Raw genomic sequence first — 23,155 nt, forward strand, 5'->3', positions numbered from 1 at the left:
CAAAAAGTAAGCATATTGCATAAAAAAAGAGACAAACCATTTTACAGATTTGTCTCTTTTTGCTGCAAAGCATTAATATTGAAAATAAAATTTTGATTTAGAGGTTAACAGCTTGTACTGAACCTCAACCCTTTTACTAAAAAATAACATGGATTTTCGTTCAATGCTCTTTGTGTCCAAAACAATTACTTGGTTATCCTCTTTAGCGCTGATTTTATTTTGAGAAGTATTTATCGCAAATTCGATTAATCGCTCTTTCTTTACATGAGCCAGCTGGTCAAGCAAACTCTCAACATTTACCGTCAATTTCGTACAGTTAGGCTCTAAATCAATGCGTTTAACTGGTAATGTGATTTCAGACTGTCCGGTATTCACAATGATTTTTGAATGATTCGGCAAACAGATTTGCTTATCTTTAAAGTTAAATGATAAATCTTTTGATTCTGTTTCGTAAGAAAGTTCAGCTTCTGTATATGCATGCTTCTTGATATCAATCGAAAGATTATCATAGTTCATTGTGAAGTATGGTCTGGCGCTGTAGACAAACAAAGCGTTATGACCTAAATACATTGTTTTCGTTGAATACTTGTACGCGGCACGCTTGTTTCCGATTCGCGCCCTTAATTTGTAGCCGTCTAATGATGATTCAATAAAGAAATCCCAAACGCCTAAATCTTCCGCTGCAGAAGCAAGCTCATCAAACTTACACTCAAATGTAAATGTTGAATTTTCAAATGATGCCGGCGAAATGTACTTTTCCGCCTTTGTATCGCGATGAACAAATACCCCTGTCAGAGATTGATTTTTATTCATTTCATCATCCAGCAATTTGTGTTTAATGGTTCCTTGAATGCTGAGGCTGCGATCGTTAAATTCAATATTCTGCAGATAATGTTCAAGCTTGTTTTTATAATTTACCTTTAGCAGATCTTCAGAGATGGAATACTTCTCTAAGCTCGGATAACGTGCAATGATATTCCCATTATGCACAGTACAGAACTTTTTCATGTCCTGTTCCTCTCGTTCATACTGGGTTAATCCTTGCAAATCATTATTCCGTATAAACAGCAGCCGCAATTTGATATGCGGAAGCAAGAATTGATCCGCCTCTTCAGGCACCGCATGAATAAACGATGACAAATATTTAAACCATTCAGCTCTTTCTTCATCGGTTTTCATTTTAATTGTGATATTTTTTGTCCGAGAAAAATCAAAATGCCTATTTAAAAATACGGCCATCAGCTTAATTTTTCTGGCTTCTTCAAGGTCACTTGCCTTGATGGCAGAAATAATATCTTCCATTGCGCCATAAAAGTTCTCTGGTGGAACATAAGCAACACTCATATGTTCACCGTCTCTTTTGACCAAATAGTAATAATCATAGTCAGCTGAAACAGAAATCTTCTTTGCTTTCAAATAAGCGTTCATTGTGAAGACTTGATCTTCCGCCGCTTTTATGTGAGTTGGGAAGGTGATTTGGTTTTCTTTTAAAAGTGAGGCTTTAAACAGTTTTTGAGGTCCCAAAGTAAAAACAATTTTGGAATCAACCAAATCAACATCAGGATTTGTTTCCTTAAACATTGATTTGGGAACACCCCTGCCGTTTATCCCTTTTAACTTTCCTAAAGTAATATCTGATTCATTCTCTTTTGAGAAATTGTACCACCTTAGCAATGCTTCATTGCCTAGGTAGTCATCGGAATCAACAAATAGAATGTATTCACCCTTGGCAATTTTAATTGCATCATTTCGCGGAGCACCTGGACCGCCTGAATTAACCGTTCTTTCAATAACAACAATATTTTCATATTTCTCTTTATATTGATTCAAAATGTCTAAAGATGAATCCGTAGACTTATCATCTACACAAATAATCTCATAATCCTTTTTTGGCATCGTTTGATTAACTAAACTGTCAAGACACTCGGAAATAAGATCTTCTGAATTATATACAGGGATAACAATGCTTATCTTCATCGATTACCTCACTACCCTAATGGATCGTTATATTTTGTCTGATCATTATATCAAAAACATCTGTCAATAAGAATAGACCTAACCTTAAATTTTGCTGAATTTTTACATAGCATGTATAAATATTTCTCATTTTACTGTATAAAAAAGCTTGCCGACAATTCCTAATGGGTTCTGCCGGCAAGCCGCTATTAACGATACTCATTTCTTCTTAATAATAACCGATAATTCCTTCATATATAGCTTGAGCTGCTTTTTCTTGGTACAAAGCACTCTTTAATTTACTTGCGTCGTTCGCATTTGAAATGAACGCCAGCTCCGCTAAACTGCTCGGCATCGTTGATTCTCTAATCACATGGAAATTGCCGATTCTCACGCCGCGGTTTTGTGTGTTGAGCGCTTTGTAGAGCCTATTTTGAATTTCAGTCGCAAGCCGTTTGCTGTTTTCAGACTCATACTTTGTATAATAGTATGTTTCAGTACCGGTTGCAGCAGGGCTCGCTGAATTGGAGTGAATACTTACAAATAGGTTCGCATTATTGCTTTTAGCTTTGGCAACCCGTTCAGAAAGCTCTAAGAATACATCTGTAGATCTCGCCATAATCGGGATTGCTCCGCCTTTAGAGAGTTTGCTGTTTACAAGCTTAGCAACGGCAAGGTTAACGTCTTTCTCCTTTAAACTATTACCGATCGCTCCGCTGTCATAACCCCCGTGTCCGGCATCCACAAATACTTTTTTGCCTACAATGACATTTTTCAGCTGGTTTACGACATTGGTAGTAACTGAAATTGTTCCTCCAAGTACAGTGAATGTGTTCTTGCTGTTTGATCCGATGACGGTTCTTGTCGCAGTAGGCAGTGAACCGGCATCAGTAAATAGCATTGGGCGATTTTGTTTTGCCGCCAGCACGGATCCCGCTAAAGCATCGGCATATTGATAGCCATTGCTGACAAATGCGGCTTTTGATGATGAATAATACTTCTTCGCGATATTTGCTGCCACTTCAAAACGGCTGTTTCCGCCGATTCTTGTTGGCGAAGGAAGCTGGCTGTAAACACTTTTAGAGACACTGATTTCTCCTCCAACCACAATAGTGGATGCTGTTCCTTTGCTGCTCATCGCATTTTTCGTTGGTGCAGGAATGGAGCTTGCAGTCGTCAGAAGAATTGGTATACCGTTACGTGCAGCATAAGAACCGATTGCTAAACTGTCAGCATACGCCGTTCCATTTGCGATGACCGCTTTTGAATTCGAAGACAATTTTTTAGAAATATTTTGGGCAACTTCATAGCGGCTTCTTCCGCCGATCCGTTCCACATTGGAAATACCCAATTTTTTAATGTCACTTACAACGTTGTTAGAAACACTGATCGTTCCGCCAATGACGATGACCTTGCTCGGTTTAAGCTGGCTGATTCTGTCTTTCGTCGGTGCAGTCAGTTTAGATGATTCCGTCAATAGAATCGGGGCATTGTATTTATAAGCCAGAGGAGCAGCAGTTAATACATCGGCATATGCTGTTCCGTTTGCCACAACAACCGTGCCCGCACTGCTCCAGCCTTGTTTTGAAACATTCACAGCAACCTCATATCTGCTTGCTCCATCCAGCCTTGTAACAGAGTTGGCAGCAAATGCATTTGGTACAAATAGCACGACTCCTAATATCAGCATCGGTATGCTTTTAAGAAAGATCTGCAAAGGTAGTCCCTCCAAAGATTGATAATAATTCATACATCAAATAACGAACGAAGGAGGCATATCGCCTCCCTGGACTTCTATCAATCTTTTAATAGCTTGATAGAATCGCTCCCGGATAGTAAAAATTTAAGATCGTCGTATAGGATTGTCCGGCAGCAGCTCGGGCATTCGCTCCGTACTGGCTCATGCCTATGCCGTGTCCGTATCCTTTACCGCTGATAATAAAACCGCTTGTATTGCTTGAGACAGAAGCGTATGTACTCTTCATATTTGAAGCGCCAAGCATTGTTCTCAGCTGTGTTGTCGGTACAGAAATTGTTGCTGTTTTTTCACTCAGGCTGCCATTGGAAAGAATGTAGCCATTTGATTTTTCCTTCGCGAAATATGAGAATGTGACACTTGCTGTTTTCGGCCGCTGACCGGCTGTTTTCTCCGTGCTGAATTTCACACTGGATATTTTCGTGATTTTGATAGACTCGGCACTGCTGTATTTATTTTTAATAAACCAGCTTTTTAAACCGCTCAAATATGCTGAGTTTGTTTCATTTTTAGAGCTCCACCAAGATTTAGGGCTTTTCAGACTCAGACTGCTTTTATCAAGCTGGGTTTTATTTAAAGACAGGGACCAGCTTCTTTGCGGGTCGTACGTATCTTTTTGGGCTTTTAAATAAGGAACCTGGCTGCTCCACACTTCGTTGCTTGCTTCCGTGTAGCCGCCGTTACTTGAGGAATATGTAGCTGAAATCAAATCGCCATTGTATTTCAATACTTTTCCTTTTGTAGCTTCTACCACTTCAGAAGTTTTCGAATTCCAGTCATAGCCGCCATATACCTGAAAAGCGGTGGTGTCTTGTACTACTTTCCCAGCTGATCTGATGGAATAAGTTCTGGCAGCGACAGCTTGAGCTTTTAGCGCTTCCTTCTCCCAGCTCGCCGGCATCTCATGAGGAACAACACCCTTTAAATAATCTTCAAAAGGGATATCCACATTGGTTGGACGAACATATTTGCCTGACTCAATCGCAAAATTCATGTTTCCGAGATATGACGTTCCATTCAGACTGATAGAATTTGTAGCGGCATATTTTTTAGGATTTGCTGTAAAAGAAGTCCCAAGCGTCTTGATGGCAGTGCTGTTTTTATAAAGCACCAGGTTTCCGCCGGATAACTTTACCGTATAGCCGGTTCCTGCAAAAGTATCTGCCAGTTTGTTCTTCAGCGTATCACTGATGGAGATGCTTCCTCCAAGCAGAGCAAATGACTGAGCTCCTTTTGACGCCACTACATTAGCAACTGGTGACGGCAGGCTGCCGGATTCAACCAGCAGTAAAGGGCTCCCCTGCTTCGCCGCAAGCACAGACCCCGTCAATGCGTCCGCAAATGTTTGGCCGTTTGACATGAATACCTTTGTCGCTTTCATATTTAATTCTTTTACGATATTGGCAGATACCTCATACCGGGAAACCCCGCCAATCCGTTTCACAGTCGCCTGTTTTTTTAATTTGGCTTCCACGCCAGTGCTGACACTCAACGGACCGCCGACGATTGTAACCTTGCTCGGAATTTTGTAATCGCTGCGGATGTTGTTGTCTCCCGCAAGTAAAATCGGATAACCGTTCATTGCAGCATATGGCGCGATTGACAAGGCATCTGTAAAGACCATGCCTGTTGCCACTACTGCTTGGCTGTAATTCCCCATTCGATTGGCTATGTTTTTAGAAACCTCGTAACGGGTAGCCCCGCCAATCCGGTCGATAGAACCATATTTTTTTAATGTGTTTTCTACATTTTTAGAAACACTGATTGTCCCGCCAATGATGAGAATATTGTCAGGATTTAGTTTTGCAATTTCGCTTTCTGTTTTGAGTGTTAATGAATCTGCATCCGTTAACAAGATTGGTGCATCGTATTTTTTGGCAAGCGGTGTTGCTGAGAGTGCATCGGCAAAAGCGTCTCGATTGACAATGACCACAGTCGTTGGGTTTGTCCATCCGGCTGAAGCGACATTATTGGCAACATCAAAACGAGTTGCTCCCCCATATCGCTCTGTATCCGCAATTCTTGAACCGGGAATTTCATAGCCGCCTGTGATATCGACATCCAAGCTTGATTTGCTGCCTACATAATTACTCAGCTTAACCGAAATGGTTTTGTCAGCGGCTTTCGCAGACTGCGTAAACACCGGGCACGCGAGAGCCGCTGCGGTGACTGACGATAGAAGCAAGAGCTTCATTTTTTTCAAAACATAGAACCCCCTAAGAAGTTTTTATTACTTTGTCTCAAGATCCTTAAGCGTTAAGGCGCCATTTGAATCTTTTGTATATTTGACAACCACTTTTTGGCCTTCTGAAATACTGTTCATTTTGTCCTGAAGGTCTGAACCAACCTGAATCGAAGTCTCTTTTCCGTCAATAGTGACTGCAATCGTATGGCTGTCCGCCAAACCGGCAAATGTGCCTTCCTTCGTTACAGTCTCTTCAGCCGCCGCATCCTGGCTTTCTGAATTTGTTTTTGAACCTGATGAGTTCTCAGCTGTGCCGCACGCAGATAAAAGAAGCAGCATTGAGAACATTAAAATAGCAAGTTTTTTCATTCCTATATTTCACCTCTCCCCTTTTTATCGACAATTTTAAGCTTATTTTAAGATTTCTTTCAAAACAACGAAAAATTTTTGCGGATTTTCTTAAAATACCGAAACATTTGTTACAAGCAGCCGTCTATTGTAAAGAATCAGACAAATTTTAGTTGTTTTCAATTATTAAGAAACTTATAATCGTACTAGATTACAAAAAAGCGAGGACTTATTATGAGAGCTGAAAAAAGAAAGAAAAAAAGAAAGGTATTACTTGTCATTTTAGCCATCGTGGCTGTATTTGTACTCGGAACAGGCGGCTATGCATACTACTTATGGCATAAAGCAGCTTCAACCGTGGCAAGTATTCATGAAAATATTGATAAATCGAAAAAGAGGGATACAGAGGTCAGCATCAATAAAAAAGATCCATTTTCCGTCTTAATCATGGGTGTTGATGAACGTGATGGCGATAAAGGCCGTGCCGACACGCTCATATACATGACCGTTAATCCAAAAACGAATACAACTGACATGGTCAGCATCCCGCGTGACACATATACAAAAATTATCGGGAAAGGCACAACGGATAAAATTAACCATTCATACGCATTCGGCGGTACGCAGATGGCAGTTGACACGGTTGAGAACTTCCTCGATGTTCCGGTTGATTATTTTGTAAAAGTAAACATGGAAAGCTTTAGAGACGTTGTTGATACACTTGGCGGCGTCACAGTAAACAGCACATTCGCGTTCAGCTATGACGGTTACTCGTTCGGCAAAGGAGAAATCACGCTCACCGGTAAAGGAGCACTCGCCTATACCCGGATGAGAAAAGAAGATCCGAGAGGCGATTTCGGACGCCAGGACCGCCAGCGCCAAGTGATCGAAGGAATCATTAATAAAGGCGCAAATATTTCTTCCATCACGAAATTCGGAGATATGTTTAAAGTCGTTGAAAATAATGTGAAAACGAACTTGACCTTTGATGACATGTGGGATATTCAATCCGATTACAAAGGCGCGCGTAAACATATTAAACAGCACGAACTGAAAGGCACAGGCACAAAAATCAACGGAATTTACTACTACCAAGCTGATGAAAATGCCCTTTCCGATATCACAAAAGAGCTGAAGGACAGCCTTGAAAATTAAAACAAAAAGAAGCTTCGCACAGTGTGCGAAGCTTCTTTTTTATTTGCCTGTAAATGAATCCGGATGTTCTTTCCGATATCCGTAATGATACAGCAATTCTTCTACAATACGGCGGGAGGCCTCTCCATCGCCATAAGGATTAGAAGCGTGGGACATTTTTTTGTACTCATCATCAGCAGTTAACAGCTGTTTTGTCAGCTGATAAATGGTTTCCTCATCCGTCCCCGCAAGTTTCAGCGTTCCCGCTTCCACTCCTTCAGGGCGTTCCGTCGTATCGCGCAGCACAAGTACCGGTTTCCCGAGAGATGGCGCTTCCTCCTGAACACCGCCCGAATCGGTCAAAATGAAATGCGATTTTGCTGCAAAGTTATGGAAATCAATGACTTCTAAAGGGTCAATCAGATGCACTCTGTCGGAATCGCCAAAATGCTTCTGAGCCGCTTCCCGGACAACAGGATTAAGATGCACAGGGTAAACGACTTGTACATCGTTAAACTCCTCAACAATTCTGCGGATGGCCTTGAACATGTTTTCCATTGGTTCACCCAAATTTTCCCGGCGGTGAGCGGTCAAGAGAATCATTTTGTCCTTACCCACCTGGTCGAGTACAGGATGTGAATAGCCGTCCCTCACCGTTGTGCGGAGCGCGTCAATCGCTGTATTTCCCGTTACAAAAATAGAGTCGGCCTTTTTATTTTCTTTTAATAAATTGTCTTTCGCCTGGCCTGTCGGGGCAAAATGCAAATCAGCAATCGCTCCTGTCATCTGGCGATTGAGCTCTTCAGGAAACGGGGAATACTTATTTCCTGTACGGAGCCCAGCCTCCACATGGCCGACGGCAATTTGATGATAAAAAGCGGCTAGACTTCCGGCAAACGTCGTTGTCGTATCACCATGGACCAGCACAATGTCGGGTTTGATATCTTTAAACAGCTCATCCAATTTCACAAGTGCGTTGGACGTAATCTCTGCCAGTGTCTGCCGCTCCTTCATAATGTTCAAATCGAAGTCAGGCTTGATGTGAAATGCTTCTAACACTTGATCGAGCATTTGTCTGTGCTGTGCAGTGACCGTTACGTATGAATCTATTTCAGGATATTTTTTCAATTCAAGCACGAGAGGTGCCATCTTGATCGCTTCAGGCCTTGTCCCGAAGACAGTCATGACTTTTAGTTTTTTCATATTTGTCACCTGGTTTCTTTGTTTAACGGGCTGTGAGATAGAATTTTGATTGGTCTGATTGTATAAATAGGTCTACTTTCTTCTTTATTTTAAAGCACCACAGCTTTTTTTCAATATTTTTACTGCAAAAGTACACGCTGGCATCCTTTTTAGGAACCAATGTCGTTTTATATGAATTGATGGATAAAACGATATTGGTGTTTTGTAAATGAGCCGGGGCAAACTTTTGTTCAACTAAATTCCGGTCAACCTGAATCACTGTCCCATCAGCAGAACTGATTTGATTTTTTATTGGGATTAAAAACTCTTGATTATTGCATTCCAGCAATAATAAGGATTGTTTCGGGAAAAACAACTGGCTTCCAGGAAATACAAACGTTAAATCCGACTCATCATGTTTAACTTCCACTTTCAACACTTCCTGCTTTCTTATATCCACAGACAGATTATCATATGTTTTCGTAAAGTACGGCCTTGCGCTAAAAGCATATTCCCCATTATTCCCAATAAATTTAGCTTGTTTCGAATACGGATACTTATCTCTGCTGTTGCCTATCCGGACGCGTTTTTTATACCCGTCTATCTCCGATTCAATAAAGAAGTCCCAAACGCCAATATCTTCTTCATGTATAGCCAAATCAGTAAACTTCGTGAGAAATTCAAATTTGCCGCACTCAGAATACACCGGAGGAATGATTATTTCGGTTTTTCTCTCACGGTGCACCCAAATGCCTGACAAAGTTTGCATAGCTTGATGCTCTGGTTGTAAAGCCGTGTGGGTAACTGACCCTTTTAATGAAAAAGTATTGTTCTTCATTTGAAAATTGCTCACGTAATGACTGATTTTGTTTCTGTCATCAACAATCCGTTCATTCTCTGCCAAATGATATGAGATAAGGCTGGGATAGTTTGCTATGATATGACCATTTTTAACTGACGTATATTGGGCCATATTTTCTTTATCAGCTTCAAACTGCTTTAAGCCCTTTAGGTCATTCTGACGTACAAAATATAATTTTAGCCTCGTATGAGAATGAACAAGCTTGTCAATTTCCCGCGGAATATGTTGTTCAACAAAATGATGCAGCTCCGTCATCCATGTTTGCTGTTCCCGTTCCTCCTCGATCGTTACGGTAAAATCCGTTGTTCTGGAAAAGTCAAAATGCCGATTTAAAAACTTCGCCATAAACTTCATTTTGTTGGTATGAGAAAGACGGCTCTCACGAATCATATCTATGATTACCTTCATTGCTCCGTAGTAGCTTTTGGGCGCAACGTACGCAAACGTCATATGCTCGCCGTCATGCTGTACAGCATAGTAATAATCATAATCGGCCAAGACAGAAATTTTTTCCGCTTCTAAATAAGCCTTCATGACAAACACCTGATCCTCTGTGGCCTGTATATTAGAAGGGAAATAAATATCATGCTTTCTAAGCAGTGACACTTTAAAAAGTTTTGTCGGGCCAATTGAATAGACAAGCGGAGATTTCACAAGGTCCGCCTCAGGCTTTGTTTCTTTAAAAATAGCTTGCGGGACCGCTCTGCCGTTTACGCCGACCATTTTACCAAGCACAATATCTGAATCATGCTGTTGTGCAAATTGATACATTCTCTCAAACGCTTCAATTCCTACATAATCATCGGAATCAATAAAAAAGATGTATTCACCGCTCGCAGCACGTATCGCTTGGTTTCTTGGCTCTCCCGGTCCTCCCGAATTTTTTTTCCGTTCTATAACCGTTATATTAGAATACTGTTCACTGTACTTTTTTAATATTGAAACCGTGCCATCCTGAGAACAATCATCTACACAAATAATTTCATATTCATGATTCGGCATGGTTTGTTGAATCAGACTATCCAGGCAGCGAGAGATAAAATGTTCTGAGTTGTATGTGGGTACTGCCGCAGTAATTTTCAACATGACACCTCTATCCTTATCCGCTTCTATTTCATTCACAAAAGCTCATATAATGAACAAAATGGTATAGAAATGCACTATTTCGTCATTTCAAATACTTCTTCCCATCTTTCAAACAATCGGTCTTCACTATATTCTGTATCCATTACATTCTTCGCATTTTTTCCATATTGAATGGCTTTCTCAGGATTGTCGTATAAATAAATGATACTGTCAGCAAGCATTTCAATATGATCAGGTTCTACAAGCATTCCCGTTTCGTGTTCTTTTATGAGCTCTCTCGGGCTGTATTTGACATCAAAACTGATGACCGGGGTTGCGCACGAAAACGATTCACAAATGGCAAGGCTGAATCCCTCGAATTTTGATGTTAATAATGTGGCAAGCGCCTGCTGATAAAATGGAGCCGGGTTTGCAATATACCCTTTTAAATGCACATTATCCAGCTGGAGATCATCGATCAATTGCTGGTATTCCTCGTGGCCGGGGCCGCTGCCATAAATCTTAAGGACAATTTCAGGACGCGACTTTTTTACGATTTCCATTGCTTTTATGACCTTATCGATCCCTTTTTCCTCATGATATCTGGCCACCATGACAAATTCGTTTTTCTTTTTTTCATACGTTTGTAATTTTTCAAGCCTTCTTGGCGCATGAGGAATCACAAAAATATTATTGGTCGACTCAAAATCACTCATGATATCTTCTTTTTGTTCATTCGTTAATACAATCAGCCCGTCATAATCTTTAATATGTTCCATTGCGTATTGATGATTTTTCCGAACTTTACTGCCTAATGTATAAGGATAATCTAAATGATTTGAGTGTACACAGTAATATCGTTTAGCCAATCCTTCACGCATTTCATTTACTTTTGAAGCACTTCCGACTCCATCGCAGATGATAATAGGGTCTTTTTCTTTTTCACATAGCTTCTCAAGCCAATGTGTATGAAACTTGTGCTTGTTTTTGAAAAAGACAGCTTCCTTTTCATCTCGTTCAAACAGCATAACTCCCTGACTGGCTCCTGTATGAAAATGGTGCCATTCTGTTAAATAACAAAAACCGTCAGGGGCTGTGTAGTGAATTTGATTGACTTTTCCGCTTCTCGTATCAAAAAACACCGTTTTACTTACATAACCATCAGAAAAGAACTCCCGCTTTGTCATCTGCATATTTTCATTAAAATGATCTACATATAAAAGGTTATTCCAATCATCCCACTTTTTCTTTTTCACATATAAACCATTCTTGAAGTATTCCGTTTCTAATTTTTCCTCATGATGATAAACAGCATATGGTTCTTCAAAGCGATTGCGATTTTGTTCATAATAACTTTCTTGCGCATTCCCGACTTTTATATGCTTATGCTGATTTTGATAGTCATCATAAATGTTGAGGATATTTACATCAGCATGCAGTCTTCCGGCGTTCTTCAGCTTTTTCTCTATCTGATCATAGTTATCTTTATAATCAAGTGTAACCAAATCAATTTTATGGCCGCGCTCCGCAAATGTAAAAGATCTTGACATCATCGAGCTTGTTATGCCGCCTTTTTCAATGTCTATTTCATATATTAGTGAAAAGATCCTTCTCATCTTCAAGCTCCTTCTTCTGGTAAAACGTTCTCTGTTATTTCTTTGCAAGCAGCCGTTTCATTAATTTTCTTCGAAAGCCCTCAGCTGTATGAATATGCAAATGATTATTTTCTTCTGCTAAAGTTATTTGCCAGCCTGAAATACTTTGTTCTGATAAAGGTATTTCCTTTGGATCGGTTACTCGTATGCTCGATGCAAAGAAGCTATTATCCCACTCAGAACAGAGATACAATTCAATCACGGACAGCTGATCTAATACAGAGTGAACACCGAGCGTACCGCTTATAATAAACCTCAAATCTTTCTCACAGCTTACATTTGCGTTAAACGTACTTTCAGTGCCGCTCTTTTTATTTTTTAATTTCCAATACATTTTATGACGGCCGGCAGAATGGGCCGGAATGACGCCTTTAAATTCAACCTTCGCAGACAAATATAAATCGGATTTTGATTGCCATTCTGCCTTTAACAGCTCAACATTCATATCTTTCAATTTATTATTAAAAGAGACTTGGCCGATTATTTTGTCCACAAATCGTTTGCGCGTAAATGGCTCTTCAGGGACATAATAAATATTTGTGCGAGGCCCCGTTTTTTCGACCGTGTCATGATATCTCTTCAAAGAAGGAACCACGAAAGCATCAAGATGGCCTATTTCTTTTTCAGGATAATCCAACTTCTCATTCGTCTCTATAAAGCCTAAGTACATAGAAGAATAATCAGCCGTAAGAGATTTCAGCATTGTATATATTTCCACTTCTGAAGTTAAAAATAAATATTCCGTCTCATTTATCAAGCGGCTCAGAAAATAACGGGAAAGTTCACTTTCTGAATACAGTACACTGGCTATATTGTCTTTTTCGTCAAAAATGACAATTTTTTCAGTTGTTCCATCATTCTTATACCATTTGGTCATATAACAGGTGCCATCTGCTCTTACATAAAGATGCTGCTTCGGTTTGTTCGTCTCCAGATCCATGTACATTAAGCTGTGTACATAGCCGGATGAATCATATTCTTCCCTTTTAAATCTTTGCCTGTTTTCATTAAAGTAATCAATGACAGCGAGTTCTCCTGATGCTGTAAATCTTTGATATTTGATATAACGTCCATTATGGTAATAGCGGTAAATTGGCTTGTTCGGTTCTTGGATATATGTGAAGCCTTCTTGTTCAATCGGATGCTCGATCTTACCTTTCTGAGGTTCAGATCCTTTAAAGTAGCTGTACATATTGATAACAGCAGCATCTTTAAAAGAAGAAGACCCGTTAGGCTCATGATTTAAAGTGACAATTTCCATTGGATAATCCCAATCGATAGTATTGATATTAAACTTTTTTGCAGCATGAAGTCCTGAACAAACATATGCTAATTTTGGGGCAGAAATCTTAATCGTCATCATCTATTTATTACCTTTCGGATAAAATTCGTACAGTCACATTTTCAGAACTACATTATATCATTTTTGCTGAGCTGGCTCTAGAGATGAAAAAGCTGTTGTATCTCTGGAATTTTCCGGATTACACAAGCTTTTTTTCTATCAATCGATGTCATTTTTTTGTATTTCTTTGTTCTCAAAGTCATTGAATTGACTCTTGTTTAATAATGGTTTTTCTTATATGATTAGATGTGTTTAACAGAAAGAAAAAAGGGTATTGATGAGAAAAGAAACTTACACATTTAAATACTCAGCATTCAACAAAGCTGAACCCTAAATCTGTTCTTAAGGAAGGTGCTTTGAAATTGAAAAAAGTACGTAAAGCCATAATTCCAGCAGCAGGTCTCGGAACGAGATTCTTGCCGGCTACGAAAGCAATGCCGAAAGAAATGCTTCCTATTGTTGATAAGCCAACCATTCAATACATAATTGAAGAAGCTGTTGAAGCCGGTATTGAGGATATCATTATCGTAACAGGAAAAAGCAAGCGCGCGATTGAGGATCATTTTGATTACTCTCCTGAGCTCGAAAGAAACTTAGAAGAAAAAGGAAAAACTGAACTTCTTGAAAAAGTGAAAAAAGCTTCTAATCTGGCTGACATTCACTACATTCGTCAAAAAGAGCCTAAAGGACTCGGACATGCTGTCTGGTGCGCGCGCAACTTTATCGGCGATGAGCCGTTCGCTGTTCTGCTTGGAGACGATATTGTTCAGGCTGAAACACCAGGGCTGCGCCAATTAATGGATGAATACGAAAAAACACTTTCTTCTATTATCGGTGTTCAGCAAGTGCCTGAAGAAGAAACACACCGCTATGGCATTATCGACCCGCTGACAAGTGAAGGCCGCCGTTATCAGGTGAAAAACTTCGTTGAGAAGCCGGCTAAAGGCACTGCACCTTCTAACCTTGCCATCTTAGGACGCTACGTATTCACGCCTGAGATCTTCATGTACTTAGAAGAGCAGCAAGTTGGCGCAGGCGGAGAAATTCAGCTGACAGACGCTATTCAAAAGCTGAATGAAATCCAAAGAGTGTTCGCTTACGATTTTGAAGGCAAGCGCTATGATGTTGGTGAAAAGCTTGGCTTTATCACAACAACTCTCGAGTTTGCGATGCAGGATAAAGACCTTCGCGATCAGCTCGTTCCATTTATAGAACGTTTGCTAAACAAAGAAGAAATCTAAACAAAAAGGCTATTGGACATTCGTCCAATAGCCTTTTTTTATTTCGGCATCAAGGTCAGTGTATGCTCTTCATTATCAACTGCGAAGACCTTATCAGCTGTATTCACAAGAAAACGATCTTTGCTGCTGTCATACAAAACATCGCTGTCACTTAAAGACAATGACGCCGGCGTAACAGAAGAAATGTTATGGAAGATAAGCTCTGATGCCTTATCATTCTCCAGCACATAGCTGATTTTTTCATAATCAAAATCCAGCATCTTTCTGCCGTCAGCCGTATTTCCTTCAGTATAGCCATTCAATTTCGATTGAATGCTAGTGCTGCTGTCTCCCAAGAATTTCAGGAAGTATTCATAGGAAGCTGCTGCGGCTTGCGGAACATATGGCGTAAAAGCAGAAGACCGCAATTCAGCATGTTTCACGTTTGTTGCAACAGCGCTCTGTTTCACATAATAAGAGTGCCCGTCAAACTTTATTTTCGCTGCTCGTTTGCCTTTTGCAGCTACCGTCACTTTCGAACCGAATGGCAGTGCCACGTCAGCCTTCTTTTTCAAACGTTGGTCCTTATAGGCAGACGCTTTTTCAGCTGCAATAAACCCGTGCTTATTGACTGCGGTTAAGCGTTCCTCTGCCTTGCCTTGTGCATCGCCATGATGATTCTTTCCTTCATGTTGCGGAATAGCGCCAAACGAAGCAATTGTACGAAGCGGGGCATTAAAGAACATCGTTCCCGCCATGCAGACAGTCAGAATAGACAAAATAGCAATTTGAACCGCATTAGCCAGTGATTTTGGCTTTTTCTTTTTTTGACGGAAACGGGCGAACGCTTCAGGATCTTCTTTCTTCCGCTCTTCCGTTTGTTCTTTTTTATATGTCTCTTTCTCTTTTTTCGAAAGCTTATTAAACCAGTCAATAAACGATTTGTACTCTTTTACAACCGTTTTTGTTTCATCAAACATACGAAGCTCGCCGTAGTGCATCCAAGCGACGCGGTCACACATCTTTTCTATCTGACCGATAGAGTGGCTGACAAAGAAAATGGTTTTTCCTTGCTTTTTAAACTCATTTATTCTGTCCACACACTTCTGATAAAACGTTTGGTCCCCTACAGAGAGCGCTTCGTCAATAATTAAGATGTCAGGGTCAATATGCACGGAAATCGCAAAACCGAGACGTGACTTCATACCGCTGGAATAGTTTTTAACCGGCTGATTAATAAAATCGCCAATCTCGGCAAATTCCACAATGCTGTCATACATATCATCAATTTCTTTATTGGTTAATCCCATCATTAAACACTTGAGCCGGACATTGTCCCGGCCCGTTAATTGATTATTTAAACCGGCCGCAATCGCTATCAGCGACGGCTGGCCGTTCATTTCGATTTCACCGCTGGTCGGCGGAATAATTTTAGCCAGCAGGTTAGACATCGTCGATTTACCTGACCCGTTTATCCCCACAAAGCCGATTGTTTCTCCCTCATACACGTCAAAGGAGACATTCCGTACAGCAAAAAAACCATTATCCTTGGCCGGAAAAAACAATCCTTTAATCTTGTCCGATTGTTTTTTATACAAATGATACTGCTTTGAAACATTTCGAAACGAAACTTTTAGTTTCATCGTACAATCTCCTTACGTATTAAAGAAAGTCAACAAACTTGTCTCTGAATTTCATATGCAGGATAGAACCTACTAACAATAAAAGGAATGTGAACAGCCAGAAATACAGCGTGTATTTCATGTCTTGGAAAAACCATTTTCCGTCTAAAAAGCTGTTCCGGAATCCTTCTATCAGGTAAAAAATCGGATTCAGCTTAAGCACAGGCAGAAGATTCGGGTGGTTTTTCCCGAGCTGCTCTGAGATATTCCAAAAAATCGGAAGCAAGAAGAACAATAATCTGGTTACAGCCTGCAGCAGAAATTGATAATCTCTGACAAGCACACTGATTGTAGAGTTAAACAAACTAAATGAAAACATAAATACAATCATGCAGATTAAATAGTAAATATATTGTATCCAATGCAAGCTAGGGTAAACTCCGCTTGCTAAAAGGACAATGACATAGACACCCATCATTACAAAATAACTAAATAAATTTGAAGCAATCACGACAGAAGGCAGTGAGCTGATCGGAAAGTTCATTTTGGCAACCATATTGATCCGCTTAAACACACTGTTTGATCCATCAAGAATCGTCGGGCTGATAAAAAACCACGGAATCAACCCAGCCAGCATCCAAACAATAAAAGGCACTTCTCCGATACCTGTTATGACCGGCTTGCTGTTGCGAATCCCCATACCAAATACAAACCAGTACGCCAGCATTTGAATGAGAGGATTTAAAAACTGCCATAATACACCAAGATAATTCATCTGATACTGAGACTTTGTCTCATACGAAGCCAAGCGCAAAATTAAAGGAAACGATGTCACTTGCTCTTTTACGATTCTTACTAATGCATTCATTGTTTATCTTCCTTAGACTTAAATGATTTTTTGGATCTTTCGGTTAAAGAAATTTGAAAGCACCGGTGAATATTGTAACAGATAATAGAGTTTTTTTCACATCATAGCAGGTTTAAGGTCAGTGAAAAAACTCACACCCCATTTTTTACTAAAAAATAGATATAGTAAACAAAAAAGTATTTCGAGATACTTGTCTCGAAATACCAATTAAAGCACTATTGGACCTTTATTTGAGAATAAACCTTTTTTAAGTGAGTTTTGTTTTTTTTGAATTCTTGCTCATTCAAAAGATTTTCCCACTTCGCTCCTACTACTTCAAATGAGTATCTTTTTACATTTTCCTTCGCATTCCTGCCCATTGTTTTCCTCAAACTATCTTCTTTTATTATAGTGGTTAAAGATTCTGCTAGCTTATCTACATCATTTCTTTCAACTAATACCCCATCTTCACCATCTTTGATAATTTCAGCAGGACCAATACAAGAATAACTAACACAAGGAACCCCTACGGACATAGCTTCAATGATAACCATTCCGAATGATTCATTTCTTGAGCTCAATGCGTATATTGAGGAATTGGCCATCTCATTAATAATGTTATCTGTTTTTGGCATTAAGAAAACATTATTATACAACTTCTTATCGAATATCATTTGACGCAATGAATCTTTCTCCACGCCATCACCAAAAATCTTCAATTTCCATTCCGGATATTGTTGGGCGACTTTTTCGAATGCTTCAATCAATAGGTCAAACCCTTTTTCATGAACAAATCTCCCAGCAGCGATTACTGTTTTTTCTTCTAGGTTTGAGCTCTCCTTTGGCATGTGTGTGGCATTCTCAATTTTATATATATCTGTAGAATTATTATTTAGAAGCTGTTGATAATCATTAATTTCTGCATCAGTTAAGCAAGTCAGTGCATCAAGCTTTTTATAATACTTTAGGATTTTCGATTGAATTGACTTTTCATATCCGCCAAAATACTTATGCTCTTGGCCAATTTTAATGACATTACGATTAACAAATTTAGCAGATAAGAAATTAAAAGATGGAATGGTCGTTATAAGTACACCCTGATTAATTTCTGAAAGTTTTTTTAGAATTTTAAGGTCTACAAATAAATTAAACATATGATATAGATCTTCATTCTTATCAATAAACACACTTGGTATCTTCATTAAAATTCTTTTAATGATTTTCTTATATAAAGGTGTATTCTTACCAAAGAGCTTTCCTCTTCTTGCGTCAAATATTGGTTTCAGTTTAACCCTCTTGTCTATATCAAACATAGGTTTACCCCTTGTTCTTCTAACACTTATAATTTCAACGTCATAGTTTTGAGCAGCCAAATAATTAGCTGTGTTAGCAACAGTTCTCACTGTTCCACCCATACCATAGATATTGTAAACCAAAAAAGTAATTTTCACTAAATTGTCCTCCTTCCTATTTAAGTATTTTTATTTGGTTATAAATACGTTCTGAATTTTTTTTATCCTGATACTTATAAAATTTCTTTGACTTCACTGTATATTTTTTCTCATACTTGAAATCATTTTCAATTTGTTTTTGAACGATTTCCAATAAGCTTTCATCGGTATAAGCTGTTTGACCAAATAAATCTGTTTTTAAATTGACATAAGATCCTCTGTAATGTAAATAGTCTGGTAAATCAAATTGATAAAAGACTACAGGCTTTTCCAGATAATTAAAGTCGAACGCTACGCTTGAATAATCTGTTATCATTAAAGAACTTTCACTGACGAGACTTTTAACGCTCTCTTCTCCAACCTTTACTAATTTTATGTTTTCATGAAGATCTTTAAAAAAGTTACTATATTTTTTTTGCAGTTCTATATGCATGAAGAACTTTAATATAATATTGTTATCTTCTAAAAGTTTGTGCAGTTTCTCATTATTTAAAAATCCACTGTATTTAAGATAAAATTTTGAATTTGCAAAGTCATCAATCCACTCTCTCCAAGTAGGAATAAGGAGTATTTGTTTGGATTTCATTTTTTTACTGTTGTCAATCAATGTATCAAATCTCGATAACCCTGTAACCATTACTTGATCTTTTTTAAAATTCATTTCATTCACTAGAATGTGCTTTTCGTGATCAGATGAAACGACAAACTTTTTAATTTTACTATTATATGACTTTCTATTAAAACTCAATTTTTTCATTGCAATGATGCCATGCTGTAAATAGATGATTTCTTTCGGATTTTCACTCATTTTATTATGAATGACACTAGGGATAACATCTCTAATACCATGACTTACAATTAAATATTCACTTATGTGATAAAATACGAGATGTTTAAAACTGTCATAAGTTATAATGTTTTTCGGATATTTTGAAATGTTCTCAGGGTTTTTGTTATCTACCTTGCTTACATAATAGTATTTTTCGTCTTTTTTATTTCGAACACAGTATTCAAAAAATGCAAACCCATTATCCTGTGCTACTTCTCCTAAATTCTCTCCAACAAACCACACTGGTTTATTAACAAATGGCTTTAAAACTTTTGCAACAAGTCCCGCAAATATAAACCTTATCTTTTCCGATTTCTTCTCATTGGCCTTTATGTCTCTCATTTCTAACTTTAAAAGAGAATTTCTTTTATCAATAAAAACAGATAAAAAGAGGGACTTATGCATTTTAATTGCACCAGATTTAAATGTTGACTTACTATTTATTAGTTTCAAATCTTTTATTTTTATTGATGACTCAAGATACTTATCATTAATTAATAAACATAGACCAACATCGTATTGCATTAGTTTTTCCAAGCCATAACTCTCAGCTTCATTTGCCTTTAATAAAAACACAATTTCTTTATAGTCTTTCTGCTCCAGTTCTAATGCAGGTTTTAGTAAAATTGAACTACTATTCTTATCTCTTAACTTCAAATAAATTTTATTGTAATTCAAATTATCTTTTTCAATGGCTAAGCGAATTTCTATTTCTTTATTTTTGCTGATTATACCTATGCATTCAGCATTAATATAAGAAGAAAAAACAAAAGATAATTCATTTAACTTATTAAACTTAGGCTGTATTGAGAATGGTTTAATACCTTTAATTATAAACGCCGGATAAACATGAGATTGTGATTTATCTAAAATATTGTCCAAGTTCGACTTCAGTTTTACAACATATTCTTGACCCTTTATAAGAATAGAGATATAAAAATCAAATATGAAATGATTCATTGCATCTATATCTGCTTTATTTATTTTAAACCTGCTCTCAAATCGCCAAGAAGAATTTTTTCTCTTTTCAAGGTTATTATTAAAATAAATTTTTTGCTCATTCTCATTTGCTAAAAAAATATTCTTAATTTCAAAATCCGTATCTAAAATCTCCATAGAACCTTTAACTATTACATCATCACCATCATGATGTATATAAGATATATCTCCATAAATCGCTGAATCTTTTATTAAAACTGCTAAATTGTTATCTAGAGTAGCATACATACGTGCTCTTTTAATGCTTCCTTTAGAATTGTAAATGGTTTTAGGCAGACTAATAAATTTACCTACGGATTTATCATTTGCTGAATCAAATGATAATCTTTGACTAACTATTAATCCGTTTGTATCAAAATCTAGATAGACATCCCATATTCCATCCGTCTCAAAAAAGCTTTGTCTTAAAAGAGGAACACTTACTTGTAAAAATCCATTATCATGATCATTTTCCTGCAAATAAACCATGTACTTATCTTCAGTTTTTCTATTGATAAAAACTAATTTTTTTATAAAAATCTGCTCATCCTCATTTGGAATGACCTCACATTTTATATGAAAATTATTATTATCGATGCTTAAATGATGAATTTTAGTTTGAATTAACTGTTCATTAAATTTTGAAATGCTAATTAGCAATTCTTCATTTTGATTTTGAGCAACATTATGAACAAAGAGTTCGCCATTTTCAGTAAAAAACTCTTCGGTTTGTAAAGCAGCATTAATATCAGTTTTCATTTTAACTGTAAACTGCTCTTTACCTACCTTAACTTCGGTATGAAAATACCAGTTACCTTGATATAAAGGATAATCTTTCATTGCTAAGGATATTTCAAAAGTTGAGTTTTCTAAAAGCACAAAAGATTTCTTCGGTATTATAAATTGTTCCTTAGTTACTTCGTTTTCTAAGTAACAATTTATAAATGTGACCGAGTTATTTAAAAAGAAAAACGAATGAGATCCAAAAAAGGTAGTGAAATTTGATGACATTTGGACATTTTCAACAACAAAAGCCAATTCGGATAGGCTTGTTTTATTTATGATTAAATTACCATTCTCTTGAGGAACAAACTCTAGAACAGATCCGTCAATAACCAGTTTAAATGTATCATTTAAATGGTTTAGGATATCAATAAAAACTTCATCACTATCTAAAATAAGCTTGAGTTTTAAAAATGTTTGATCCGAACAAGACTTAAGTTCATTTAACGGGATAACAACTTTCATGATGCCTTCATCGCTAAGTAAAGAGATATTAGATAAAATATCTATATGCCCATTAAAAGTTGCAAGACCAACATTCTTTATTCTACTAAAAAAGTGATCATAAAAATCCTTTTTTTTACACATAAGATCCAATATGATATTTTCATTTTTAACTTCCATATTTATTAAATATATGCCGTAGTCCATTAAGCCTCGCCTTTCTCTGCTTGCTTTTAAATGAATTTCTTTTATCCAAAAATGCTTTTTACAACTCTCTTTGTTGATTCGCCTGCTTCTAAATAACAAAACTCGCTATGAAATTTCTGATAATTATCGTTAGTAATGTAATCAAAACTTTCGACATCATGAATAGATTTAATTACTTCCTCTGTGGTCATCAATAACGGTCCAGGGGCTTCACTTTCAAAGTCATAATAAAACCCTCTTAATTTATCCCTGTATGTATCAATATCGGGAACAAAAAAGATAATAGGTTTTTTAAGTGACCCAAAATCAAAGAATACAGAAGAGTAATCAGTAATTAAGATATCTGAAATGAAATATAGTTCACGAATATCCTTATACATAGACAGGTCATATGCAAATTCTCCCAAGCCCTCTAACTCAATAACATCAGCCACTAAATAATGCATTCGAAGTATAACAACATATTCATCGCCTAGATGTTCCTTTAATTTTTTTAGATTCAAATGAATATCAAACTTATAAGCGCCTTTTTTATGATATAGGTTATCGCGCCATGTAGGTGCGTATAAAATAACTTTTTTATTTATATCTATACCAAGCTTCTGCTTTATATTATTTTTCTCGTTATGTGTTTTTGGCGAAAATAAATAATCATTTCTCGGATAACCAGTCTCTAAAATTTGTTTTTTAAATTGAAACGCTCGTTTAAAAATTTCAGTCGAGTAAGCATTAGGAGAAATTAAATAATCCCATTTGCTAGCTTCCTGTAGAAAATTCTGTTTATACTTTTCAGTGGTGGTTCCCGGCATGTGTACCTCATCCATATCATTAGCAAGTTTTTTTAACGGAGTTCCGTGCCACGTTTGCACATACAATGTATTTTTGGGTTTTGGGATCCATAAAGGCAGCCGGCTGTTTGTAATCCAATATTTAGCTGTAGCCATGTACCAAATCCACTTAAAAGAAAACCTTTTTATATATGCTGCATCAACTCCGTCTAATGCCGACAGATATCGTTTATCAATACTCCATATCAGTTTATAATCATATTGGTCTTTATTTTCCTGCAGATATTCGTAAATTGCTCGGGGATTACAGCTAAACTGTTTTCCAGAATAGCTTTCAAATAAAATTAATTTATTGTTTCTCGGCAGAAGAGCAAAAATTTTAAACAGAACTGTATAGGCCCTGGCTAATAAACTTCTGCATTTGGTTATAATAAAAGATTTCATCATGAACTCCTTAAAGAGTGAGGATTAATATTTGCGCAAACAAGAAAAAAAGAAGCA

The 23,155-nt window shown here is 37.5% G+C and carries 15 protein-coding genes; 2 read left to right on the forward strand and 13 right to left on the reverse strand.

All coding sequences use genetic code 11. The features are described 5' to 3' along the window. Nucleotides 1-72: 72 nt before the first annotated feature. The 4 genes from tarQ to lytA all read right to left on the reverse strand — a co-directional run bounded on the left by tarQ (nucleotide 73) and on the right by lytA (nucleotide 6,266). On the reverse strand, nucleotides 73-1,977 hold the full coding sequence (gene tarQ / locus V756_RS0108190; RefSeq protein WP_024714230.1) for a (poly)ribitol-phosphate teichoic acid beta-D-glucosyltransferase TarQ: 1,905 nt from the start codon (nucleotides 1,975-1,977) through the stop codon (nucleotides 73-75). A 208-nt stretch (nucleotides 1,978-2,185) separates the two neighbouring features. Further along, nucleotides 2,186-3,673, reverse strand: a complete 1,488-nt coding sequence (locus V756_RS0108195) for an N-acetylmuramoyl-L-alanine amidase (protein WP_024714231.1) — start codon at nucleotides 3,671-3,673, stop codon at nucleotides 2,186-2,188. Nucleotides 3,674-3,761: 88 nt separating this feature from the next. Further along, nucleotides 3,762-5,915, reverse strand: coding sequence for a SpoIID/LytB domain-containing protein (locus V756_RS0108200; RefSeq protein WP_024714232.1), 2,154 nt, complete (start codon nucleotides 5,913-5,915; stop codon nucleotides 3,762-3,764). A 27-nt stretch (nucleotides 5,916-5,942) separates the two neighbouring features. Beyond that, entirely contained in the window at nucleotides 5,943-6,266 is a 324-nt protein-coding gene (gene lytA, locus V756_RS0108205; RefSeq protein ID WP_024714233.1) for an acidic lipoprotein LytA, read from the reverse strand. A gap of 213 nt (nucleotides 6,267-6,479) precedes the next feature. Between lytA and tagU the strand changes: the two genes are divergently transcribed. Then, complete coding sequence (tagU, locus tag V756_RS0108210; protein ID WP_024714234.1) at nucleotides 6,480-7,400, forward strand: polyisoprenyl-teichoic acid--peptidoglycan teichoic acid transferase TagU; 921 nt, start codon at nucleotides 6,480-6,482, stop codon at nucleotides 7,398-7,400. A gap of 39 nt (nucleotides 7,401-7,439) precedes the next feature. On the opposite strand, the gene wecB is transcribed toward tagU, so the two are convergent. From wecB to V756_RS0108230, 4 genes are all read right to left on the reverse strand, one after another. Further along, the gene (gene wecB / locus V756_RS0108215; RefSeq protein WP_024714235.1) at nucleotides 7,440-8,582 is read right to left on the reverse strand and encodes a non-hydrolyzing UDP-N-acetylglucosamine 2-epimerase; all 1,143 of its coding nucleotides are present in this window, start codon (nucleotides 8,580-8,582) and stop codon (nucleotides 7,440-7,442) included. 22 nt (nucleotides 8,583-8,604) lie between these two features. Beyond that, nucleotides 8,605-10,509: a glycosyltransferase gene (locus tag V756_RS0108220; RefSeq protein ID WP_024714236.1), complete on the reverse strand. Its 1,905-nt coding sequence runs from the start codon at nucleotides 10,507-10,509 to the stop codon at nucleotides 8,605-8,607. Between the two features lie 74 nt (nucleotides 10,510-10,583). Beyond that, nucleotides 10,584-12,104: a glycosyltransferase gene (locus V756_RS0108225; protein ID WP_024714237.1), complete on the reverse strand. Its 1,521-nt coding sequence runs from the start codon at nucleotides 12,102-12,104 to the stop codon at nucleotides 10,584-10,586. A 34-nt stretch (nucleotides 12,105-12,138) separates the two neighbouring features. After that, complete coding sequence (locus tag V756_RS0108230) at nucleotides 12,139-13,506, reverse strand: alpha-glucosyltransferase N-terminal domain-containing protein (RefSeq protein WP_024714238.1); 1,368 nt, start codon at nucleotides 13,504-13,506, stop codon at nucleotides 12,139-12,141. A 341-nt stretch (nucleotides 13,507-13,847) separates the two neighbouring features. Here V756_RS0108230 and galU point away from each other — a divergent pair, with 341 nt between their 5' ends. Next, nucleotides 13,848-14,726 (forward strand): UTP--glucose-1-phosphate uridylyltransferase GalU, encoded by an 879-nt coding sequence (galU, locus tag V756_RS0108240; RefSeq protein WP_024714239.1) that lies wholly within the window; start codon nucleotides 13,848-13,850, stop codon nucleotides 14,724-14,726. Nucleotides 14,727-14,764: 38 nt separating this feature from the next. Here the strand turns inward: galU and tagH are convergent, their stop codons facing one another. From tagH to V756_RS0108265, 5 genes are all read right to left on the reverse strand, one after another. Further along, on the reverse strand, nucleotides 14,765-16,348 hold the full coding sequence (gene tagH / locus V756_RS0108245; RefSeq protein ID WP_024714240.1) for a teichoic acids export ABC transporter ATP-binding subunit TagH: 1,584 nt from the start codon (nucleotides 16,346-16,348) through the stop codon (nucleotides 14,765-14,767). A gap of 19 nt (nucleotides 16,349-16,367) precedes the next feature. Beyond that, nucleotides 16,368-17,195, reverse strand: coding sequence for a teichoic acids export ABC transporter permease subunit TagG (tagG, locus tag V756_RS0108250; protein WP_014665585.1), 828 nt, complete (start codon nucleotides 17,193-17,195; stop codon nucleotides 16,368-16,370). Nucleotides 17,196-17,410: 215 nt separating this feature from the next. Further along, nucleotides 17,411-18,625 carry a glycosyltransferase family 4 protein gene (locus V756_RS0108255; protein WP_024714241.1) on the reverse strand — a complete coding sequence of 405 codons (1,215 nt, stop codon included), beginning with the start codon at nucleotides 18,623-18,625 and terminating at the stop codon, nucleotides 17,411-17,413. Nucleotides 18,626-18,641: 16 nt separating this feature from the next. Beyond that, complete coding sequence (locus V756_RS0108260) at nucleotides 18,642-21,866, reverse strand: CDP-glycerol glycerophosphotransferase family protein (protein WP_024714242.1); 3,225 nt, start codon at nucleotides 21,864-21,866, stop codon at nucleotides 18,642-18,644. A gap of 41 nt (nucleotides 21,867-21,907) precedes the next feature. Next, on the reverse strand, nucleotides 21,908-23,098 hold the full coding sequence (locus V756_RS0108265) for a CDP-glycerol glycerophosphotransferase family protein (RefSeq protein ID WP_024714243.1): 1,191 nt from the start codon (nucleotides 23,096-23,098) through the stop codon (nucleotides 21,908-21,910). Between the last annotated feature and the right edge of the window lie 57 nt (nucleotides 23,099-23,155).

The organism is Bacillus tequilensis KCTC 13622 (assembly GCF_000507145.1).
GTDB classification, from domain to species: Bacteria; Bacillota; Bacilli; order Bacillales; family Bacillaceae; genus Bacillus; species Bacillus tequilensis.